The following is a 21,396-nucleotide window of genomic DNA, read 5'->3' as shown; positions in this document are numbered from 1 at the left end:
CTAAACAGAAATCTCGGCCTTTATCTAACTATAATATGCTTCTTCACATCTATCGTCGCCGTTTTGACTCTGATCATATATTGGCCAGGGCCTAAATGATGAACCGGGACCTTTACCCGTCTTCCCAGGTTTTGTTTGATAAGAATCAATGTCCTTCCAAAGGAATCATAAACTGAAATATCTGCCTGCTGAATTTCCTCTCTGGACTCAATGCTAATTTCGCCTTCGTAAACAGGATTAGGAAAAATGACGATGTCTGCAACCTGGTCAGAGCCTATCAGCAATTCATCGGAAGCAGGCGAATAACAGGTGAGTGAATTGTCTTCAATTGTGAAAGTCTGTGCTACCCGTGCTGAATATACTCCGGGCCGATCCGTTTGAATCGTGTCTTTTGTTGCTGCTAAAGTCTCCTGATCTCGTTTCCAGATAAAACTTGAATTCCGATCTGTCCCGTCTGTGGTCAATGCAATGTCATACGGGCCGATCTTGGAGATCATTGGTCTGATAACCGGCTTTTGAACTATAATCGAGGCGGGCGAGGAATCGTCGGAAATACAGCCGAAAACATTTTCACTCCTGACTACGAAACTTCCGGTTTGTTTTACGGTAAAAGCATTTCCCGTTTGAATTGCATCATTTTTCCCCTCATTGTACCACCGATATTTGTCAGTTCCCGCAGCCACATTCAATGTCAAAGACGAATCTGCGCAAATTTGCTGCATTCCGGCTTGAATAATGCCAGGCGTCGCTGGTTTGATCGAAGACTGGATCACGATTTTCTGCGTGCGGATCGTGTTACCGAACGCATCTTTCAACTTGGCCGAATATACGCCGGGAGAAGTTACAGTCAGCGACCTTCCCTGCTGCTCGGATACATTGCCATTTTGTTCGACAGACCATACATAATTGCTATACTGATCGGGCAGTGACAATGACACCGAATTATTGCCAGGCTCACATTGGATCTGGACCTTGGGGATTTGCTGGCTTATCATCGGTTTGATGCCTTTCAAAAAGCTTTCTGACAGTACATCATCCCAGGCATTGGCCAGTACAGTAAGTGCCTCCACTCCGTAAAAATGTGTTCCGTCGACCCTCGTAATTGGCAAATCATCGGTATCGGGTCCGCTGAATGTGATCTCACCCAACTCTTTGATGACTGCGTTTTGTGCGTTGATAATGGCCGGACTTGTCACTGAATTACCCGTATCGTCAGTAATGCGCGAGGTTTTTGAAATCACCCAAGAAAGCTTTGTATTAGTATCGGTTCCAAGCTTTTGAATCACCGATTCCAGATCCGTTCTGAACTGATCAAACCCCGTTCTGACCGGATAATTGTCGGACTCGCCCAACATCCACAGCACAGTACGCGCGCCGTATTGGATCGCATAATGCTGCACGGCCAGCCGAAGATTTCCATAAGGCATTTGCTCAGGAAAGCGATAAGTATCTGAATAAACGCTGGTAGTAGGCTTGTTCTGGCTGCTCAAAAGCCAGTTTTGAATGGAGGTACCCGACCAGGCTGTGTTGATAAACAGAATCGGAACATTCAGCTTTTTGGTCAAAAGATCGCCCAGAATTCCCCAGCACCAGGCTGTATTACCATTGGGGCCCAGCACGTGGATGCTATCCTGCAATTGCAACTGCTCAAAAACCGCTGGTGGGGGATCATTCAGGCTGCTTTGGAACTCGTTGTTATAGTTAATGTAGTTTACTCGGTCATCGGTGGCGCCGGGAGGAAGCGGGAAATCTTTTCGGGCATCTACACCCTGGGCATTGGACTGGCCGGAAATGATAAAAACCTCTCCTACCCCCATTTTGGAAATCTTATCGGTTCCTGTCACTTTTCCAGACAGTGAGCTGCGTACTTCAAGGGTATACCATCCGCCGGATAGTTGCAGCTGGCCATTAAAAACACCTCCGCGGGGCTTGTCCTCCAATGTCGTCCAGGCGACATCTGTTCCCTGCCCAGCCTTGATAGGCAATGCTCGAACTTCTATTTTGTCTGTCTCAGCAGTGTAATTTCCGCTGATCGAAACCTGAGCACTTCCGTTTGTCTGCCGTTGAAAGATGGCCCGTTCAGAGGGAAACGATACCTGAACTTGTGAATAAACGCAAAAAGTAGAAAAGTGCAATATGGCCAGCAACCAAAAAACCCGCAGAATGTGAATGCTTTTAAACATCAAAATAACTATTCGCAACAGTAACAAATGAATCGGAGGCCTTCGTGGCTAACCGGGTGCAAAAGTACACGATACATATCATAAAAGAAAAGTCCTTTAAATCATATTGAGTTAAAGGACTTTTCAAAACGAATAAATAGAGGTTGTAACCCCGATTTTTTTGAAAAAATGGTGTTATTTATATTCCAACCAGGTGGTCGCTTCACAGCTTTTATCGGTTTTAAACCGGATCCATCTGGCTGCAAAATCCTTTGGAAAATTAAAATCAGCCGTTTGTCCTGGCGCCACAGTTATTTTTTCCGACGTCATCCAGGGACCATTACCTACCGGGTCAACTTCCATTGTGAAAGTAACAGGGCTGGTGGCCTTATGTGAAAGCTTCAATGTTTTTTTATCATAAAAACCGATCAGGTACGGATCAGACGCTTCTCCTGCATTCACTGCGGTGTTTTTCCAGGGGCCGCCATGACCAGTAGGTTTGCCCAGTTTCCATAGATCATCAATGGCTCCCGCCCAGACGGCGGCTTTTTGATCATCTGAAACAATGATGTGCGCGCTATTTTTCTTTACGTTTTCATCAATTCCCGTCATTACCAGCAGGCCACGATATGACGCGTAATCGTTGATACGCAGATTATGAGACGATATCGGCCTGATTTTAGCGTAACCATCCGCATTTTCAGCAGGAAGCTCGTAAAATGTACCGTGGCAATTGAATAGATCGCGCTCCGTGGATACTTCGCGGCAGATCCGCAGGGCTGCATCGTTGGTAAGTCCGGTGAAATGATCGTTACCAAGCGGTAACCGCCAGCGGCGCCCTTTGTCGTCCACTACCAGTACCGATGATTCGTCCACGGTCACGACTTTTTGCGGGATAGCAAATTTGGATTTAATAAACGACTGCGTTTTGGAATCTTCCCCGCGCACCAGTTTCATATTTTGATCCAGCTCGTAATAACCTGTTTCAGTAGCTTTTTCTCCGGAATAATCCTGCGCTGCAATGCCTAATGCACGGCGGTTGTCACCCAGCCCATACAGCAAGCCTCCCAAAGTCTTCGATGTACCCACATGACTCAAACCGGCAAAAATCGGGTCGGCAGAGGTTGAGCGTTTTTCATCCGCTATGTAGGAGAAATGAGCCGAAGCATTGGTTGCCTTATTCGCTTTGATCCTGATCCATTCACCGGCATCGCTGGCGGCAAACTCAGCTTTGACTGCGCTTTTTGGGCCTACTTTTATTGATTTCAATGGGCGCCAGGAACCATGACCGGTTTTATCAACCTCAAAAGTAAAGCTAACCTCGGCGTCCCCATTGTTTTGAATCCAGGCAGTGCGGTTTGCCCAGCCGCCAAACAGGAAAGGTTCGGAGTAGTCGGAGGCTTTGATGTTTTCATTGAGCCATACAGCTCCCTCGGCAGTGTTTGGACCCAGCAGGTCTGGCTGTTTCAGGGAAGTAAACCACAGATTTGAATTAGACTGTCCCGGGCCTTCGATACTACCTTTTGCTTTTCTTTTGTTCAAAAATTCTCTCTGGGCAGAGTCATCACAGCCAAAAACAAGCTGATCATTCCAACGCGTAAAATCCCCAATTACCTTCAAATAGGCCGAACGAGGACGAATACCTGCCGCATTTTTGGAAGAAAAACCACCTGGGAATGTCCAGAACATACCGTGCATCGTCATCAGGTAATCGGGCTGTTGCGCCGTGCCAATGTCCCTGATCCGCGGCCATTCCGTGTTCCATCCGTGGGCGCCGTCATAGCTGTGGCTGGCTTTGGGCAACCTGAAAAATGTCCATTTGCCGCTGTCACGCACGCCGAGTAATACGGATTTATGATCCCAGCCTGTGGCCCAAATCGGGTCGGTTTCCGGGTTTTTGTTGCCATTAATCCCACCCGGGCCGGTTACTTCCACGAACTGGTTGCGGCGCACAACTTTCCAGTTTTTCCCGTCCCATTCCGATAGTGAGCCTGACTCGATATCAAACTGCTTTTCAGCGAGTTTACCCGGCTCACCATTGTTGGAATAAACCGCCACGCCCTGACCGGAATAGTAACCTTTTCCATGTGTGCCGGGTAGCAATGCATTATACTGATAAGGCTGCTGCTCACCATCACTTTTGTTGTTTTTTACATTTCCGTCTTCATATAATTGATTCACAGCCAATGTATTGACATCTACTTCATAGAAACCCTCTTCCATCGTCCCGTAAAGGATCTTGTGCGCAGGGTCTGTCAAATGGCGGGCATTGCCGGTATGCCTCCCAGGCATAGTTTTGTAGGATATCGCCCTGACGGCACCTTTACTGTCAATAGCATAAGGCCCTATGAAAAGCTGCTTACTTTCGGCGTGGATCATCCGGTTGGCAGGCGTACCGCCAATGCTTTCGGGACGGATGGTTTGCTTTAAATCTGTGCTGATCTCATAGAGTTTGTCCGAAGAGCCAAACGGCAAATGCGGCGCGTAAGTAATGGCCCAGAGCTTGCCAGCCCAGGGAACCACAGCACCGGTGCCGCATTCTCCCTCATTATTATACATCGCCAAATGCGGATATATACCACTGTATGAAGGTTTGCTTTTATTTTGGGCATTCAGGTCAAGGCTCATTAGCACCAGCAGTCCGGCAAGACTGGCAGCGAGATTGTATTTTTTCATCAAAATAATGGTTAAAAGCTGAGCATGATAACGCTAAGCCTCTGATTATGAAACAAAACTATTAAAATTAATAACCTGAATTCTGTGTAATTCCTGTGTTAACGCGTCTTTCCACGGCGGGTATAGGCCACAGGTACTGCTTTGATTTATCGAAATTCCTTTGCGCCAATACTTTCACATCCGTACCAAACCCGGCGTAGTCAGCAATACCGTCACTGTCTATCGGGGTAACGCCAGGGAATGGCCATTTGGCGCGGTTCTGAGCAGCGGGATCAGGTAAGCCAATGACGGGTTTGGTCAGCACTTTTTCGGCCAGTTTCCAGCGGATCAGGTCCATGTAGCGAAGGCCTTCCCGCGGGAACTCGACGCGCCGCTCCCTGCGCAGTACCTGCCAGAGTGCAGTAGCGTTGGTTGCAGTTACAGCCGGGTACGCGCCGGTTTGCTCCACGGCAACGCCATAAGCACGCGCCCGAACCTGGTTAATGGCGTTCAAAACCGTTTCATCCAATTCTCCCAGCTCAATTTTGGCTTCCGCGTAAGTCAGCAGAATCTCTGCATAACGGATAATGATCGCATCGTTGTCTTCCACCAGGCGGTCGGGCCAGGTCTGGTCAATGCCTTTTTTCCAAAGGAATCCTGTGAAGCTTGCAAAAGCAGCCACCGCGCGGGAGTCTTTGTTAGTTACCTTTTTATTTTCTTTTGAACTGAAAATAGTCAGAGAATCCGGATGCGGATTATAGTTGTAGCCCAGCCACTGCGTGTTGAATTCAACCACAGTAGCAGTTAAACGCGGGTCACGGTTTTTGAATGGCATTTTGGGATCATATAGTTTTGAGTCTGCGATCAGCTTTCCGTCCGTGCACTCATAGGCATCTACCATGTCGCGGGTAGGTAACTGCGCGCCAAATCCGCCTGCATTTCGGGAAATGTTGTCCTGAACATATCCGGCAGTACTGAATACCTGCTGCTTTTCATCCCGTGGAATACTGATGATCAGCTCTTTGCTGGATTCTCCTGCTTTGACAAACAATTGAGAGTAGCTGCTGTTCAATGCGTAAGCATTCAATTTGATAACCGCGTCGGAAGCTTCTTTGGCAAGCTGCCATTGGCCGGCATATAATGCAGTTCTTGCCTTAATGGCCAGCGCAGCCCCTTTGGTGAGACGTTTTGTTTCAGCAGCTCCGTAAGAAACCGGCAGATTGGCCGCGGCAAAATCCAGCTCCTGAAAAACAAATGTGAGCACTTCTTCCATGCCGGTACGGGTAATGCCATAGGATTCTTCCAGCGTAATCGGGGTGGTCAGGAAAGGAACATCTCCAAAGTGCGTAACCAATCTCGCATATTGATAGGCCCTGATGAGGCGCATTTCAGCTTCCAGTCGCAATAGGATATTAGCCGGGGTACTGGCGGCAGCTTTGTCTTTGTTGGCCAGAAACGAATTGGCCCTGGCAATGGCTTTGTAGCAATTCAGCCAGTAGGTCTGCACGGCTGCATCATCGGCAGTCATCGTGCCGCCGATCACAGCATTCGTAAGCTGACCGCGATGCCATTCATTGTCGCTGAAAAGCTCATTGTCATTGCCCCAGAAAGCAAGCCGGTACAGATCGTTCACCGCCAATTGCAATTCTGTTTGATTAGAATAAAACGTCCCGGTAGATGCCTCGGAAAGCGGGTTCAGGTCGAGGGTGTGACAGGCTGTAAGGCAGGTCAGCAGCGAAAATATTAGGGTTAACTTTTTCATGATCGATAATTTGACTTTTGGTATAAATCCCTTTGATTAAAACCGGATCGTGGCGCCCGCCATCAGGGTGGTTACGATGGGATAGGAATAGCTTCCCGATTCAGGATCAAGGTAGTTGGGAAACTTGCTGAGTGAGAACACATCATTAGCAGACACATAAAAACGCAGCGATTGGATGCCCGCTTTCTTGACGGCAGTCTGTTTTAATGTATAGCCCAAAGTGATGTTTTTAAGACGGAAATAAGCCCCATTGATCAGCCAGTAATCCGAAAGCGAATAATTGGCGGCGTTGGAAGTCCGTGAAAGGCGAGGATAAGTGGCGCGCAGGTTTTGGTCTGCACTATTGTTCACACTCCAAAATTTGCCAATCATATCGGAGGGCATGTTTCCAAAAGCTTCGGCAAACGGTTGAACCACTTCACTATTGAGCCTTGAGCGCCTTTTGGCCACTCCCTGAAAGCTCACGCCGAAATCGAACCCTTCATAATCCGCCCGCAGATTTCCACCATAAAAATACCTGGGCAATGCCCCGCCAAGCAGCACCTTATCATCGGTCGTAATCTTGCCGTCTTGATTGATGTCCTGATAACGGACGTCTCCAGGCTTGGTAGTCACATTCAGCACAGGCGCACCATTGATTTGATCCTGGGTCTGAAATAATCCATTGGCTACGTAACCAAACCATTCGTTGTACTCGCTCCCATTCCGAATGATCTGATCGCCCCGGAACTCGGTACCTTTCAAGTCTCCTACCGTAGATCGCGCATCGGATAAATTGGCGGCTATGGAATAATTCAGCTTGTTAATACGGTCTTTCCAGCCTACTTCCAGCTCCCAGCCTTTCACATTGAGAACACCCGCATTCTGATTGGGTTTGTCGTAGCCCAAGTATAGCGGAATGTCGAGGGGCAGAAGAATGTCCGTGGTTTTTTTCATGTAATAATCTGCTCCCAAAGTCAGGCGATCATTTAGAAAAGCTGCGTCGAGTCCAATGTCGGTGGTACGGCTTGTTTCCCAGGTGATATTTTCAACTGCGTAAACCTGCTGGCCGCCGCCGGTTAATGGTACTACGCCGCCATTTTGATAAAACAATGCGGTGGAAAAATCCACAGTGGCCAGGTAGGGATAGTAGGCGGGGTTGCCATCTTTGTCCAATAACCGCTCATTACCGGCTTTCCCCCACGATCCCCTCACTTTTAAAAATGACAGCCACTTATTGTTTTTCAGGAAACTTTCCTCTGAAACCGTCCATCCCGCAGAAAGAGACGGATATACTGCCCGCCTGAAGGCCGATGCGAACCGGGACGAGAGATCCGAGCGAAGGTTACCCTGTAAAAAATACTTGCTCTTGTAATTGTATTGGAGCCTTCCAAAATAGGAATGCAAGCCAGACTGATTGGCGCTTCCTGAGTTGTCCCTGAGCTCTGTTGAACCCGAGTTCAGATAAGGAAAATCAGTCAGTGCAAAGCCGCTGCGGGAGGCGCCCAGTGTTTCCAGCGAGCGGTAGTTTTCTTCATAACCAGCCAGTATGTCGATAGAATGGCCATTTGCAAAGTCTTTCGCATAATTGGCAAGTACCTGCCCGTTCATGGTCAAACCTTCCGATCGACCTTCGGACAATGTTGTTCTGGCCTGGTTGACAACCGTGCTACTAGTACCGTCGGGATTGGTGTATCTGATCTGTTTGGAGAAATATTTATTCTTATCCAGGTCAAAAACCGGCGCGACCAATGCGGTCAGAGTCAGGCCTTGCACGGGCTTGTAGTTGAGTGATATCCGGCCTCCTATCTGGTTATAGAGGGTTTTGGAGAAGCCGCCTTCGCGGATTTGAGCGAGCGGGTTACGACCGTCTTTCCCCAGTGCCAGCCGACCGTCCGAGTAGACGTCATCATAAATTGGCGGCATCACGCGCGCTTCGTAAATCGGGTTGAAAGTACTGTTAGGAAGCTCGTTAGCATTACCCTGATTGGAAGTCCTTTTGTAGAAAACATCCATATTAACAGACATTTTATCATTGACCTGCATATCATTGTTGATCCTGAAAAGATACCTGTCATATGAGCGGTTATCGTAAAAGGCCCCGGCGCTGGCATATCCCAGGGAAGCCTTTGTTTTGATCTTGCCCGAACCCATTGTAAATGAGACATCGTGACGCTGGCGTGGTGCGCTGCTGCGGTTAATGATTGATTTCTGCCAATCTGTATTTGGAAATCGGTCCGGGCTTACCCTGTTACTATCCAGGTAGGAAGCGATAAATGACGCGGCAAAAGGTCCTGTACTAGCCCCGTCGTTGGTGGCCTGCTCATTAAAATACTTCATGTAATCCACCACGGCTGCATAACCGGGCGTAGCCGTAGCGCGCTGTACACCATACTCGTAGGTGTATTCCAGGGTGCTTTGTCCATTTTTCGCACGCTTGGTAGTAACCAGAATTACGCCCGCGGCACCTCTTGACCCATAAATGGCAGCTGAGGCGGCATCTTTCAAAACCGTAATGCCTTCCACGTCTCCCGGATTCACATTATCAATGCTGCTCACCGGCACACCATCCACAATTATGAGAGGGCTGTTGGTACCAATGGTGGTAATACCGCGGATCAAAATCGAGGAACCCGAGCCCGGAGCGCCGCTGCTGCGGGTGACCGAAACCCCGGCAACACTTCCCTGCAAGGCATCGGAAACCTGCAATGTTTGTCGTCCGGCAACGTCTTTGGAGCTGATGGTGGAAATAGCACCAGTCAGGTCTTTTTTCTTTTGGGTACCATACCCTACCACCACTACTTCGGCCAGCGAGTTATCATTGGGTTTTAAAGAAACATCCAGATTAGAGCGGCCCGCCACATCTATCTCCTGACTTTGGTAACCTACAAACGAAAAGGTCAGTGTAATTACCTCAGCATCTGGCAATGCAAGTTTGTACTGCCCGTTAGCATCGGTAACGGTCCCTTGCTGTTTCCCTTTCACGACAATGCTCACGCCGGGAAGGTCCTTGGCCTGCTCGTCCGTCACTTTTCCCGACAACTGGCGCGTCTGTGCCCAAAGAGGGTCAAGCCATCCAAATAGCAGGATGCAGCCAAGTAGAATTTTTTGTCTCATAATCTTTGAATATTTTAGAGTTTCAAGACGGTTTTACTAATAACCGGTCGATATAAAAATTTAAGTTTGCAAATATAATTTTGCATATTTTGATGATTGGAATATCGGGTTGATCACTTGCTCAACCAAAACTATGGACAACCTAAACAATTGATAAATAGCCCATTGGAGCAAATATTTTATGGAGAATGGACAAGGCAGGGCGAGTTCTTTGGATCATCTGGATTACTGCTGCCAACTTGTAAGTGAAGAATTCGGTAAGCCTGACATTGCTGGCTGGAAAAACAGCGACTATGTCAAACTAGGGAATATTCTCTATAAAAAAACACACGTTCAGATCAGCCCCAATACACTTAAACGTATTTTCGGCAAGATCAAAACCGATGTTCGTTATTACCCTCAAAGGGCTACGCGCGACGCACTGGCCCTTTACGTCGGATATACTGATTGGGAAAAGTTTACAAATGCCCAATTGCTGCCTGTGCAGGTTTCAATAAAGTCAGCCCAAACACCTCTTCATTCCACACCATCCACCGCTTCACCTGTAACCATTCCCGCTACGCGGAAACGAAGCTACAAACGGTGGTTTATCCCGGCAGCTGCGGTTGTAATTAGCCTGGTCATTTTTTTTGCATATCAACTATTCTTTAAGCCTGATAGGCACACGCCACTCGCACTAGTTTGCGAGAACCCTATTGGTGAAAATCCTCACTCGGCATTGTTTGTTGTACATGGAATGGACGGTGCCGGTCCCTCCAAAGAACATTACACCATTGATTTTGGCGATACGCATAAAATTCCTGTGGTGGATGGGGATAGCCTGTATTCACATTATTATGAAGTTCCGGGCATGTACTTCGCTGTTCTGAAACTGGACGGCATTGCTTTGGACACTGCCTCGGTCTATTTAAAAACAAATGGCTGGACAGCAACAGCCAGAATGATGTACGATACGACGCGGGTGTACCCGATCGAAGTACCGAACCTTTTCACCGGAGGCAAAAACAGTGTCAGCGCAATGGAAGCTGCGCATGCCGGCATTGATACCAACAGGACCTTTTTCGTAGATTTCATCAATACGCAGATCACCAATATCGACGGTGATAATTTTGATCTTTTTGTCAAATTGAAAACTTCACCCTCCCGCGCCGGGGTACGCTGCTCGCAAGTGCGTGTGAGTGTATTTGGGCAACATTCCAAACATCTGGTGGACGCTATGAAACCAGGCTGCGTGCATTGGACAGACTTACAATTTTCTGAAATCAATAAGCAAGGAGAATCCAACCAGCTGAACTTTTTAGGGGTAGACCTGCACGAGGGCGGCTCGATGGAAATCAAAGTGGAGAACAAACACGCCCGCATTTTTATCAATTCCAAGCAGGTTTATGAGATCAGTTATCAAAAACCGTTAAAGAAAATATACGGTTTAGGCATCACCTTTTCCGGCATTGGCTCCATTCAATCAGTCTTGCTCACAGACCTGAAAACTGGTCAGGCATTTAATGGGAATTTTCAGTAATTCCATTCATCAGACCGACAAATTTCACTAGCAAGCTCATTTTACATTCAATTCAAATAATGCAAAAATTTATTTGAATATTCAATTATTTGTTATATCGTTGCATTGGCAATTATTAGTTAGCTTATATTCAGTAGATATTTAACTGATCCACAGAACCATGCCTATATATCATCGACTTGGAAGCATTCCGCCCAAAAGGCATACCCAGTTCCGCAAGTCTGCGGAGCAGGGCTCGGGGCTGTATTATGAGGAGGTCTTTGGCACCATTGGTTTCGAAGGAATGTCCTCGCTGCTGTACCACACCTGGCGGCCCACGCAGGTGAAAGCTTTTGCTGCACCTTATGATGTTTCTCCCAAAATTGCGATAGCCAACAATCTGACGATGCGCAAATTCATCGGTTTTAATATTCAATCTACCGATGATTACCTGGAAAGCCGCATTCCGTTGATGCTCAACCGCGACCTGGTGATAGGTTTGGCTGCGCCGGTAAGGGGCCTGATGCAATATTTCTATAAAAATGCCGACGCCGACGAGCTGCTGTTTATTCATCATGGAAAAGGAAAACTATCCACTTTTTTTGGCAGTATTCCCTTTCAGGATGGTGATTACATGCTGATTCCAAGAGGTATAATCTACCAGATTGAGTTTGATACGGATGATAACAAGCTGCTTTACCTGGAATCGCACTCCCCTATCTATACGCCCAAACGATACCGAAATCATTTTGGACAGTTGATGGAGCAGTCCCCGTTTTGTGAGCGGGACTATATCTTGCCAAGAGACCTGCAAACCCATGATGAAAAAGGGGACTTTCTGATTAAAATAAAAAAACAGAACTACATACATCCCGTTACCTATGCCACGCATCCTTTCGATGTGGTCGGCTGGGACGGCTACAATTATCCTTGGGGCTTTTCGATTCACAATTTCGAACCCATTACCGGCCGCATTCATCAGCCTCCGCCTGTTCACCAGACTTTTCAGACCGATGCATTTGTAGTTTGCTCTTTTTGCCCGAGGTTGTACGATTATCATCCGCTGGCCATACCTGCCCCTTATAATCACAGCAACATTGATTCGGATGAGCTGCTTTATTATGTAGATGGCGATTTTATGAGCCGCAATAATATTTCGCAGGGTGACATGACGCTTCACCCCGGCGGGATTCCGCACGGCCCGCACCCGGGCGCATACGAGCGCAGTATTGGTAAAAAAGAAACGCAGGAACTCGCCGTCATGGTCGATACTTTCCGGCCGCTCATGCTTACAGAGGCGGCGATGGGGATTGATGATGGGGTTTATTACAAAAGCTGGGCGGAATTTTGAGTTTTGAATGACTGAATGAATGTCATGGATCGTGAGTCGAGAATCAAAAATTGTTAATATACAAACAACATGGAAGCGAGTACAGAAACTATAATCTTACCTCCACACACCGATTTTCTGCCGATCAACGGTATGGATTATGTGGAATTATTTGTTGGCAATGCATTGCAATCGGCGCATTACTTTCAGAATGCTTTTGGTTTTCAGCCACTGGCAATGGCTGGGCTGGAAACGGGGTTGACCGACCGGGAGTCTTATGTGGTTATCCAGGATAAGATCAGGCTGATTTTTACTTCGCCGCTGCATGGAGGGACTTCCATTGGGGCGCATATTGATCAGCACGGGGACGGCGTCCAGGTTATTGCGCTCTGGGTCGATGATGCTACCCAGGCATACAATGAAACCATATTGCGCGGTGCCAGTTCTTACCTGGCACCCGTGATTGAGCACGATGAAACCGGCCAGGTCGTGCGCTCGGGAATCCATACCTATGGGGATACCGTGCATATTTTTGTGGAACGCAAGGATTACGCCGGCATTTTTCTGCCAGGATTTATTGAGTGGAAACCTGCGCACATTCCGCCTGGTACCGGCTTGCGCTACATTGATCATATGGTGGGTAATGTAGGGTGGAACGAGATGAACAAATGGGTGAAATTCTACGAGGATGTGATGGGCTTTACGACCCTGGCCTCCTTTGACGACAAAGACATTTCCACCGATTACACCGCGCTGATGAGCAAAGTAATGAGCAATGGCAATGGACGGATCAAATTCCCGATCAATGAGCCGGCGGAGGGAAAGAAAAAATCGCAGGTAGAAGAATATCTGCATTTTTATGGCGGCCCGGGGGTTCAGCACATTGCTGTCAATACGGATCATATTATTGAAACGGTAAAAGCACTGAGGGACCGTGGGGTGGAATTTTTGCAGGTGCCTGCATCTTACTATGAAGATCTCTCGGAAAGGGTTGGAGAAATCGATGAGGAAATTCGCAGCCTGAGGGAGCTGGGTATCCTGGTAGATCGTGACGATGAGGGCTATCTGCTGCAAATTTTTACCAAACCCATTATGCCACGCCCTACTTTGTTTTTTGAGATCATTCAGCGAAAAGGTGCGAGATCGTTTGGAAAAGGCAATTTCAAAGCTTTGTTTGAAGCCATCGAACGGGAGCAAATGCTGCGAGGAACACTTTGAAATGATACATTATGGACCAGGCCTATGACCATTATACCAAAGCTGATCACCAAATGTGGCGGCAGCTTTTTGAGAGGCAGAGGCGCATTCTGCCTCAGATCGCCAGCAGTGCTTACCTGGATGGAATTGAAAAAGTGGGGTTTACGGCAGAGCATATCCCGAATTTTGAATCAGAAACCAACCCATTACTAAGTGCCTTAACGGGCTGGGAAGTGTACGTGGTACCTGGCCTGATCCCACATAAAGAGTTTTACTCACATCTTTATAACCGTCAGTTTCCCGCTTCGAGCTGGCTTCGAAAACCCGAGCAGATCGATTACCTGCAAGAGCCTGACATGTTTCATGATACCTTCGGACATGTGCCGCTTTTGAGCAACCAGGCATTTTGTGATTTTATTTCACATCTGAGTGCGGTGGCGCTGCGCTTCATTGACAATGAGGAAATTCTGCAGCTTATTTCCCGTTTGTACTGGTATACTGTCGAATTTGGATTGATCCGTGAAAATGGCGCGCTGAAAATATATGGCGGAGGAATTATTTCATCGACCGGCGAGAGTAATTATTGCCTAGGCAAACAGGTTCCCAAGATTGATTTCGACCTGGTCACGGTAATGAATACGCCCTATCACATCGACAAGTACCAGGACCATTATTTTGTGATTCAATCCTACGATCAACTTTACGATTCGGTCACAGGTATTGAAGAGTTACTCGTGGTATTTGCAGATAAGTAATGTTGACCAAAATATTCCCATGCAACAATCGTGGCTTCCCATCGCTGATCATTCAGACTTCTCCCTTCATAATCTGCCTTTCGGAATTTTCAGCAAAGGTCAGGGTGCCTTGGTGGCAGGTGTTGCCATCGGAGAATATATTATAGATCTGGCCCAGGCGTTCGACAAAGGGATTTTCCCAGCATATCCATTAAAAGAAAATGTTTTTCGTCAACCCTTTCTCAATGATTTCATATCGCTGGGCCCGACGTTTTCCGGATATGTGCGTTCCGTCTTGCAACAAGGTCTACAGGATACTGATTCCTTGTTAAAAAGATTGGCAAACGTGCTGATCGTACAGCAAAGCGACGTGCAAATGCATATCCCATTGAAAGTTGGCAACTACACCGACTTTTATTCCAGCCAGGAACATGCCACTCATGTCGGAAAATTGTTCCGGCCCGACAATCCGCTGTTTCCCAATTGGAAACACATGCCGGTCGCTTACCATGGACGTGCTTCTTCCATAGTAGTTTCCGGTACCGTCATTGACCGGCCCAATGGCCAGATTAACAAAGATCCGGCAGGTGATCCGATTTTTGCCCCGACGAGCTCACTGGACTACGAGCTTGAACTTGCCTTCGTAGTGGGCAAAGATTCGCAAATGGGTAAACCGGTTGCTATTGAGAAGGCTGAGGATTACATTTTCGGTGCATTGCTCTTTAATGACTGGTCGGCGCGCGATATCCAACGCTGGGAATATCAGCCGCTTGGGCCATTTACGAGCAAAAACTTTGCATCCAGTGTTTCTCCTTGGATTGTGACGATGGAGGCGCTACAACTGTTTCGGACAGAACCACCCGTTCAGCTCCCGCAGCCACTACCCTATCTGGTCCATCCCGGGAGAATGGGGTTTGATATTGCCCTTTCGGTGGCTATCAAGCCATTTGCCGACCAGGAGTACATCATATCTGAGACGAATTCGGATTATCTATACTGGAACCTGAGCCAACAGGTTGCCCATCATACCATTACAGGCTGTAATTTGAATGTGGGAGACTTACTGGCCACTGGAACAATCAGCGGACCCGGACGCAATAGCGCAGGCTGCCTGCTGGAAGCCACCGTCGGAGGCAAAGAACCCATCCATTTCAGCAATCATGTGCGCCGTTTTTTGGAGGATGGCGACGAGGTCATCATGCGTGGGTATGGTCAAAAAGAAGGTATCCGGGTGGGTTTCGGTGAATTAAAGGGCCGAATTAGGGCTACCCAGCATGTTATTTAAGTTATCGGCGCGCACATTTAGTCAAAAGCGGTTACATTTGCGAACTGAATTGCCTGGTTTGCTGGCTCCCCTGCCGCATGCACGGAAAATTTAAGCAATATACTCTCCGCTATGAAAAATTCTCCTCCTGTTGCGTCCCGCGCGGCCTTCGCCTGGACTGCAGTACTTACGGTCTTGCTGGCCAGCTTTGCCTTTGTGACACTGCTGACCTATTGGAAATCAGAGACAATAAAAAGCAATATACAGGCCTTGCAACTTGAAAATGATGGCTACCACCAGATCGATACGTGCATATCACTTCTTTATTCCGCCGAAAACAACAGTCGCTTTTTCGTAGTAACCCTGGATTCTGCATACCTGAGATCATACGCTGATCAGCTGCGAACTGTAACAGGGATACTACACGAATATGAAAACGAGAGGAAAATCCGCGTAAAATCCATGTCCAGCCTGCTTTCCAATAAAAAGGAGAAGAATGCAGAATTTATCAATCTCAGAATGATGGTTGATAGCCTTTTATCTTTTTCATTGAATACAACAGAACCTGTGACCCTTGCATCGGGGCGGTATGCACGCAAAGCGGCCATTACCCGCAAAACAGCTCAAATAGATACCACCCAGGTTTCTACCCTTAAGAGCAAAAGAAAACTAGTCGGGCGGATCATGGACGCGATCCGGAATAGCGACACCCTTGCCAAAAGTGTATCGCTCACCAATAGCAGCACGGTGATGAGCCAGGATTCAGTCAGAGCATCCATGCCGGTCTTGCCTGTCAAAAATTATGCGCTCCTGGAAAATGCCCGCCGGAAATTGAGCACCACAGAGCAGCAGCTGCTGTCGATTAACGGCAGAATTTTTTCCAACCTTCAAAAATCGCTGAGCGCATTAAAAAACGGCGAGCGGCACCAGATAAAGGCATTGAGAATGTCGCTGCTGTCGGCGACCTCGTCCCGACTCACTGAAATGAGCGCGCTGATTTGGGGAGGTGTCCTTGTGGTTATTTTACTGGCCGTCCTGATTATCTCTAACCTTGCCAGGCTCTATAAAAAAGATTTGACCATTGTGGAATATGCCAAGCTGAGTACAGAAACGGCCAAAAGGAAAGGGCAATTTATGGCTCAGATATCTCACGAAATCCGCACGCCGCTGAATTCAATTATTGGCTTTTCGCAATTGATTGATACACAAAAACTGGAAGGTGAATTGCAGGAGAATGTCAATGCGATCAAAGGAGCGTCCAAAATATTGCTTACGCTGGTCAACGAGATTCTTGATTTTTCCAAGTTCGAAAGCGGGAAGATCATGCTGCATAACAAACCGTTTTTACCGGTACCGGTATTAAGCGATGCAATTTCGATGTTGTCGGTGCTGGCCGATGAGAAGAAGATTAGAATATTGCCGCGTATGTCACTCGACCGTGGTATAGCCTTGAAAGGCGATGATTTCAGGATCAAACAAATTATAATTAATTTATTGGCCAATGCAATCAAATTTACTCCCGAGAACGGAAATATCCTGGTTAGCGCTTCCCTTGAAAAGAAAGATCAAGGCAAGGGATTGTTCAAAATCAGTGTAAAGGACTCCGGGATAGGTATTGCAAAAGAGCATTTGGGGGCCATTTTCGAAGATTTCACTCAGGTTGAAAGCAGTGACAGTAAATCACGTCAGTTGGGAACTGGGCTTGGCCTGGCTATTTGTAAACGCATTGTAGATTTATATGGCGGAACGATCAAAGCAGACAGCGTTCCAGGTCAGGGATCCGAATTCATAGTGAGCCTACCATTAGAATTAGTCGAAAATTTTCCCGGAATCGCTATTCCGGGAATAGATAGTATAAGTACCCCGGAGAGTGTAACCCCGTCGGCTGTTACCTCCATCACCATATTGAAAGGGAAAAAAGTGCTGATAGCGGACGATATTAAGATGAACCTGCTGCTGATCAGTAGGTTCATGGATAAGCTGGGGGCTTCCTACGATTTAGTTGGAGATGGTCAGAAGGCTTTTGAGATGTTCAGCAACAACCCCTATGATCTGGTTATAACTGACATTCAAATGCCAGTTATGGACGGCATCGAGCTTACAAAACTAATCCGTGGCTACGGGAAAGAGGACAAGGCGCAAACCCCTGTCCTGGGCTTTACAGGGAGTATTGGAGAGGATAAATTGGCCTATTACGCACGAGTAGGAATGAATGATGTGCTGGCAAAACCATTCGATGAGGACCACTTTGCTAGTATCCTGAAAAAGCTATTTCATTTAAAAAGCAGGTAGGGCCGTCAGAATCAACCAAATACGGCCGGTGATATCGGATATGACACGAAAGAAACAACAAAGGACGACTTGATAAAATCGTCCTTTGCACAATACTGCTATATAATTTACACGGATTACTAAGTCCAGTTACATGCAAGACGCGCTTTTCGAATTAAGCCCCTTAATGCAGATGTGCTAATTATTGATTGTATTGCTGGTACCATTGCACAAATGAATTCACCCCATCTTCAATGTTGGTGGTAGCGCGATGCCCGGTTACTGCTTCCAGCTCGTCTGTATCAGCCCAGGTGGAGACAATATCTCCCGGGATCATGTCCTTTAAGTTGATTTCAGCCTTTTTTCCGAAGGAAGTTTCCAGACATTTGATGAAATGAAGCAGATTGACAGGCTTACCATTTCCAATGTTATAAATCTGGTACTTATTGGGCAGGTCTGAGTCCAGTACTGCATTTATTCCGCCTACAATATCATCTATATACGTAAAATCACGTTTCATTTCACCGTGGTTATATACATTGATAGGCTTGCCTGCCTCTATGGCTTCCGCAAATAAAAACGGGGCCATGTCAGGCCTCCCCCATGGGCCATAGACGGTAAAAAATCGAAGCCCCACAGTGGTCATATCATACAAATGACTGTACGTGTGTGCCAAAAGTTCATTGGTTTTCTTGGTGGCAGCATAGACATTAATCGGAGTTTCTGATTTTTGGACCGTTGCAAAAGGTTGTTCAGTATTTAAACCGTAAACGCTTGAACTGCTTGCATAAACCAACTTGGCGGGCCGATGAAGTCGGCAGCACTCCAAAATGTTAAAAAAACCTTCAACATTGGATTTCAGGTAGCTGCGGGGGTTTTCCAGGCTGTAACGTATTCCAGCCTGGGCGGCCAGGTTAACAACGTAGTCAAAATGATGCTTGTTGAACAGATCCAATAATTGGTCCATATCCAATAGATCCATTTTGATAAACTGAAAGCTCGAAGTAGAACTTAAATTGACACTGTGAGGTACAATACCCGAGACTTCAATTCCAACCTGGCTGAGTCTGTCAAGCTTCAACTGTACTGAATAATAATCATTGATGTTATCGATCCCAACAACTTGATGTCCCTGTGTAATCAGTTTTTTTACAAGATGAAAGCCTATAAAACCTGCTGCTCCTGTCACTAAAACCTTCATGTTAATATTGTTTTTTATTGTCACTAATCTCTTTTGGGAATATAAACCGGGTCATTCGCAGAATGAATGATGGGTGCGGACTGCAATAACTGGTTGCTGTATCCTAACCATGGAGTGATCCACAATTCTGGGGAGTTTGGGTTGCCGCATAGGCAGAGAATTTTTCATAAAAAGTGTGTTATAAAGAGAATTTCAAAAATACTGGATTGTATCCAATCTTAATGTTTTTAAGTGAAGAAATTATTTAGCAGCAAAAATTCCGGCCTACTTGGTCAGTGACCGACCTAATAGGTCTGCATCACCAGCAAAAAGATCATCAACAGCAAAATTACCGTAAATGGAATCCAAAAAATCCCCCGACTAAGAGAAAACCTGATCGTCTCAATGAGTGCTTCCATGACTATGTATCTGCCAGTTATAAAACCATAGACATTATTTCGCACGCCATACGTTGCATCCAGCACTGTGAAAAATATGTGATAATGTGTCATAAACTCTTCCCACGTAGAATTTTGGTGGCAGCGCTCCCGATACTCGCTTTAAGGAAAAATGCCGAAGGTTCTCACGTTGAAAACGTTTGCTTAAAAAGCCGGTCCGGTCACAGAATCTATTTTTGCCAGATCAACTTAGACACGCTGCTCCAAAGAAGCGTCAATTCACCAATAGTTTACTAACAAATTGATAATCAAGACGGTAACTTAATGTTACATTTCCAAGTAAAATTTTTATTATTCAAATTTCTACCTACATTCGGTATCCGTCATCCCAACTTTTCTGAAATATTATGAAACATTGTTTACTCATCATTCCATTATTTTTACTGTGCGCTCATGCTTCTATTTCCCAGGCACCTGTGAAAGGAGAAATAGACGCCTTTGCGGCCCGCACAGGTGCTCTTCCCACGATAGACCCTGCTACTAACTCGCTAAGTTTCCTGCGGTTTCCTGCCCAGAGAGCGTTTCAGATCAATGGCGGTGATGTTCAGCAGAAATCCGCAAACTTCATTGCTCAGAACGGTGGTATACTTGGCATCCGGCCGGGTCAGGACGCATATCGTTTACGCGGTCAGCAGACCGATTACTATGGCTTGGAAAATGTGACATTGCAGCAGACGTATAACGGTGTTCCGGTATTTGACGGTCTGATGAAATTGCACTACAATAAAAACAAGGACTTAACCGCTCTGAATGGCAACTACATTTCCGACATTAAAGTGAATGTAGTCCCGACCTTGGCGCAGCATGAAGCGGAAACCCTGGCAATTCAGTATGTAGAGGCGCAAAAAATGGGTACCACCATCGCTCCTCTAAAAGTTAACAAAAGCACTATATATATCTTCCAGAAAGGACTGGCACAAGGTGTGTATGGAACGAAGCTATTGGTTTATGAGGTGGAAGTTGCAAATGCTGCCGATGTGAGAGAAATTCTTTACATCGATGCACACAATGGAGCACTAGTAGACCAATTTACCGGAATCCACGAGGTAATCCACCGGACGCTTTATGAAACATCAATAAGCGCTGGCAACCTGCGCTGGGACGAGGGCGATGCATTGCCGGGAACACTGGATGAATGGCAGCAATCGGAAGTAGAGTCAGCAGGTTTTATGTACAATCTGATGAAAAATGCCTTCGGATATAAATCCTATGACGACGCGGATGCTCCGATGGTCACCATTAACAATAATCCAAGCATCAATTGCCCTAATGCTAACTGGAATGGGTCAACAGCTAACTATTGTACTGGTGTAGCCACCGACGACGTAGTAGCACATGAATGGGCGCACGCCTACACGCAGTACACAAGCGGGCTTATATATAAATGGCAGTCGGGCGCACTCAATGAGGCTTATTCGGACATCTGGGGCGAAACGGTAGATCAGCTGGACGGTTATATGGATGCTGGTGAAAGCAATCTGCCAAGGACTGGGTGTGGCAGCTCCTCGCGGTGGCAGGTGGGCGAAAAAAGCACTGCTTTTGGCGGCGCGCTCCGGGACATGTGGGACCCTACATGTTTCGGCAATCCCGGAAAAGTATCCGATCCTCAATACTGGTGTGCTTCTACTGACAACGGAGGCGTGCATATTAATAGTGGCGTGATCAATCACGCTTATGCGTTATTGGTGGATGGAGGAACTTACAATGGCCAGACGATTGCGGGTATAGGGATTACCAAAGCGGCACATATTTTTTGGCTGGCACAATCACAATATATGACCGCTACGAC

At 46.8% G+C, this 21,396-nt stretch carries 12 protein-coding genes; 7 read left to right on the top strand and 5 right to left on the bottom strand.

The features are described from left to right. Positions 1 to 20: 20 nt before the first annotated feature. The 4 genes from ABIO93_RS29665 to ABIO93_RS29650 form a co-directional block, all read right to left on the bottom strand. Positions 21 to 2,183 (bottom strand): T9SS type A sorting domain-containing protein, encoded by a 2,163-nt coding sequence (locus tag ABIO93_RS29665; RefSeq protein WP_348073654.1) that lies wholly within the window; start codon positions 2,181 to 2,183, stop codon positions 21 to 23. Between the two features lie 174 nt (positions 2,184 to 2,357). Further along, positions 2,358 to 4,838 (bottom strand): hypothetical protein, encoded by a 2,481-nt coding sequence (locus ABIO93_RS29660; RefSeq protein WP_348073653.1) that lies wholly within the window; start codon positions 4,836 to 4,838, stop codon positions 2,358 to 2,360. Positions 4,839 to 4,905: 67 nt separating this feature from the next. Further along, positions 4,906 to 6,579 (bottom strand): RagB/SusD family nutrient uptake outer membrane protein, encoded by a 1,674-nt coding sequence (locus ABIO93_RS29655; RefSeq protein WP_348073652.1) that lies wholly within the window; start codon positions 6,577 to 6,579, stop codon positions 4,906 to 4,908. Between the two features lie 36 nt (positions 6,580 to 6,615). Then, positions 6,616 to 9,675, bottom strand: a complete 3,060-nt coding sequence (locus ABIO93_RS29650) for a TonB-dependent receptor (protein WP_348073651.1) — start codon at positions 9,673 to 9,675, stop codon at positions 6,616 to 6,618. A gap of 181 nt (positions 9,676 to 9,856) precedes the next feature. On the opposite strand from ABIO93_RS29650, the gene ABIO93_RS29645 reads away from it, so the two are divergent. The 6 genes from ABIO93_RS29645 (at position 9,857) to ABIO93_RS29620 (ending at position 17,990) form a co-directional block, all read left to right on the top strand. Then, positions 9,857 to 11,194 (top strand): hypothetical protein, encoded by a 1,338-nt coding sequence (locus tag ABIO93_RS29645; protein ID WP_348073650.1) that lies wholly within the window; start codon positions 9,857 to 9,859, stop codon positions 11,192 to 11,194. A gap of 160 nt (positions 11,195 to 11,354) precedes the next feature. Next, a complete protein-coding gene (locus ABIO93_RS29640; RefSeq protein ID WP_348073649.1) occupies positions 11,355 to 12,524 on the top strand; it encodes a homogentisate 1,2-dioxygenase in 1,170 nt (389 codons plus the stop codon). A 69-nt stretch (positions 12,525 to 12,593) separates the two neighbouring features. Next, positions 12,594 to 13,721, top strand: a complete 1,128-nt coding sequence (gene hppD / locus ABIO93_RS29635; RefSeq protein WP_348073648.1) for a 4-hydroxyphenylpyruvate dioxygenase — start codon at positions 12,594 to 12,596, stop codon at positions 13,719 to 13,721. An 11-nt stretch (positions 13,722 to 13,732) separates the two neighbouring features. Further along, positions 13,733 to 14,455 carry a phenylalanine 4-monooxygenase gene (phhA, locus tag ABIO93_RS29630; protein WP_348073647.1) on the top strand — a complete coding sequence of 241 codons (723 nt, stop codon included), beginning with the start codon at positions 13,733 to 13,735 and terminating at the stop codon, positions 14,453 to 14,455. Between the two features lie 19 nt (positions 14,456 to 14,474). Further along, positions 14,475 to 15,719, top strand: a complete 1,245-nt coding sequence (gene fahA / locus ABIO93_RS29625; protein WP_348073646.1) for a fumarylacetoacetase — start codon at positions 14,475 to 14,477, stop codon at positions 15,717 to 15,719. Positions 15,720 to 15,830: 111 nt separating this feature from the next. Then, the gene (locus ABIO93_RS29620; RefSeq protein WP_348073645.1) at positions 15,831 to 17,990 is read left to right on the top strand and encodes an ATP-binding protein; all 2,160 of its coding nucleotides are present in this window, start codon (positions 15,831 to 15,833) and stop codon (positions 17,988 to 17,990) included. A 181-nt stretch (positions 17,991 to 18,171) separates the two neighbouring features. Here the strand turns inward: ABIO93_RS29620 and ABIO93_RS29615 are convergent, their stop codons facing one another. Then, positions 18,172 to 19,170: an NAD-dependent epimerase/dehydratase family protein gene (locus ABIO93_RS29615; RefSeq protein WP_348073644.1), complete on the bottom strand. Its 999-nt coding sequence runs from the start codon at positions 19,168 to 19,170 to the stop codon at positions 18,172 to 18,174. Between the two features lie 784 nt (positions 19,171 to 19,954). Here ABIO93_RS29615 and ABIO93_RS29610 point away from each other — a divergent pair. Further along, positions 19,955 to 21,396: M4 family metallopeptidase (locus ABIO93_RS29610; RefSeq protein WP_348073643.1), on the top strand; the 1,442-nt coding region annotated here is incomplete at its 3' end.

The sequence above is a fragment of the Dyadobacter sp. genome (assembly GCF_039919315.1).
In the GTDB taxonomy this organism is placed as follows: domain Bacteria; phylum Bacteroidota; class Bacteroidia; order Cytophagales; family Spirosomataceae; genus Dyadobacter.
Note: the sequence above shows the minus strand (reverse complement) of the source record. Positions and strands in the feature narration are given on the sequence as shown.

Bases quoted from the DNA above. Each gene is read 5' to 3' on its own strand.
- ABIO93_RS29665 (WP_348073654.1), bottom strand. From the start codon at position 2,183: ATGTTTAAAAGCATTCACATTCTGCGGGTTTTTTGGTTGCTGGCCATA.
- ABIO93_RS29660 (WP_348073653.1), bottom strand. From the start codon at position 4,838: ATGAAAAAATACAATCTCGCTGCCAGTCTTGCCGGACTGCTGGTGCTA.
- ABIO93_RS29655 (WP_348073652.1), bottom strand. From the start codon at position 6,579: ATGAAAAAGTTAACCCTAATATTTTCGCTGCTGACCTGCCTTACAGCC.
- ABIO93_RS29650 (WP_348073651.1), bottom strand. From the start codon at position 9,675: ATGAGACAAAAAATTCTACTTGGCTGCATCCTGCTATTTGGATGGCTT.
- ABIO93_RS29645 (WP_348073650.1), top strand. From the start codon at position 9,857: ATGGAGAATGGACAAGGCAGGGCGAGTTCTTTGGATCATCTGGATTAC.
- ABIO93_RS29640 (WP_348073649.1), top strand. From the start codon at position 11,355: ATGCCTATATATCATCGACTTGGAAGCATTCCGCCCAAAAGGCATACC.
- hppD (WP_348073648.1), top strand. From the start codon at position 12,594: ATGGAAGCGAGTACAGAAACTATAATCTTACCTCCACACACCGATTTT.
- phhA (WP_348073647.1), top strand. From the start codon at position 13,733: ATGGACCAGGCCTATGACCATTATACCAAAGCTGATCACCAAATGTGG.
- fahA (WP_348073646.1), top strand. From the start codon at position 14,475: ATGCAACAATCGTGGCTTCCCATCGCTGATCATTCAGACTTCTCCCTT.
- ABIO93_RS29620 (WP_348073645.1), top strand. From the start codon at position 15,831: ATGAAAAATTCTCCTCCTGTTGCGTCCCGCGCGGCCTTCGCCTGGACT.
- ABIO93_RS29615 (WP_348073644.1), bottom strand. From the start codon at position 19,170: ATGAAGGTTTTAGTGACAGGAGCAGCAGGTTTTATAGGCTTTCATCTT.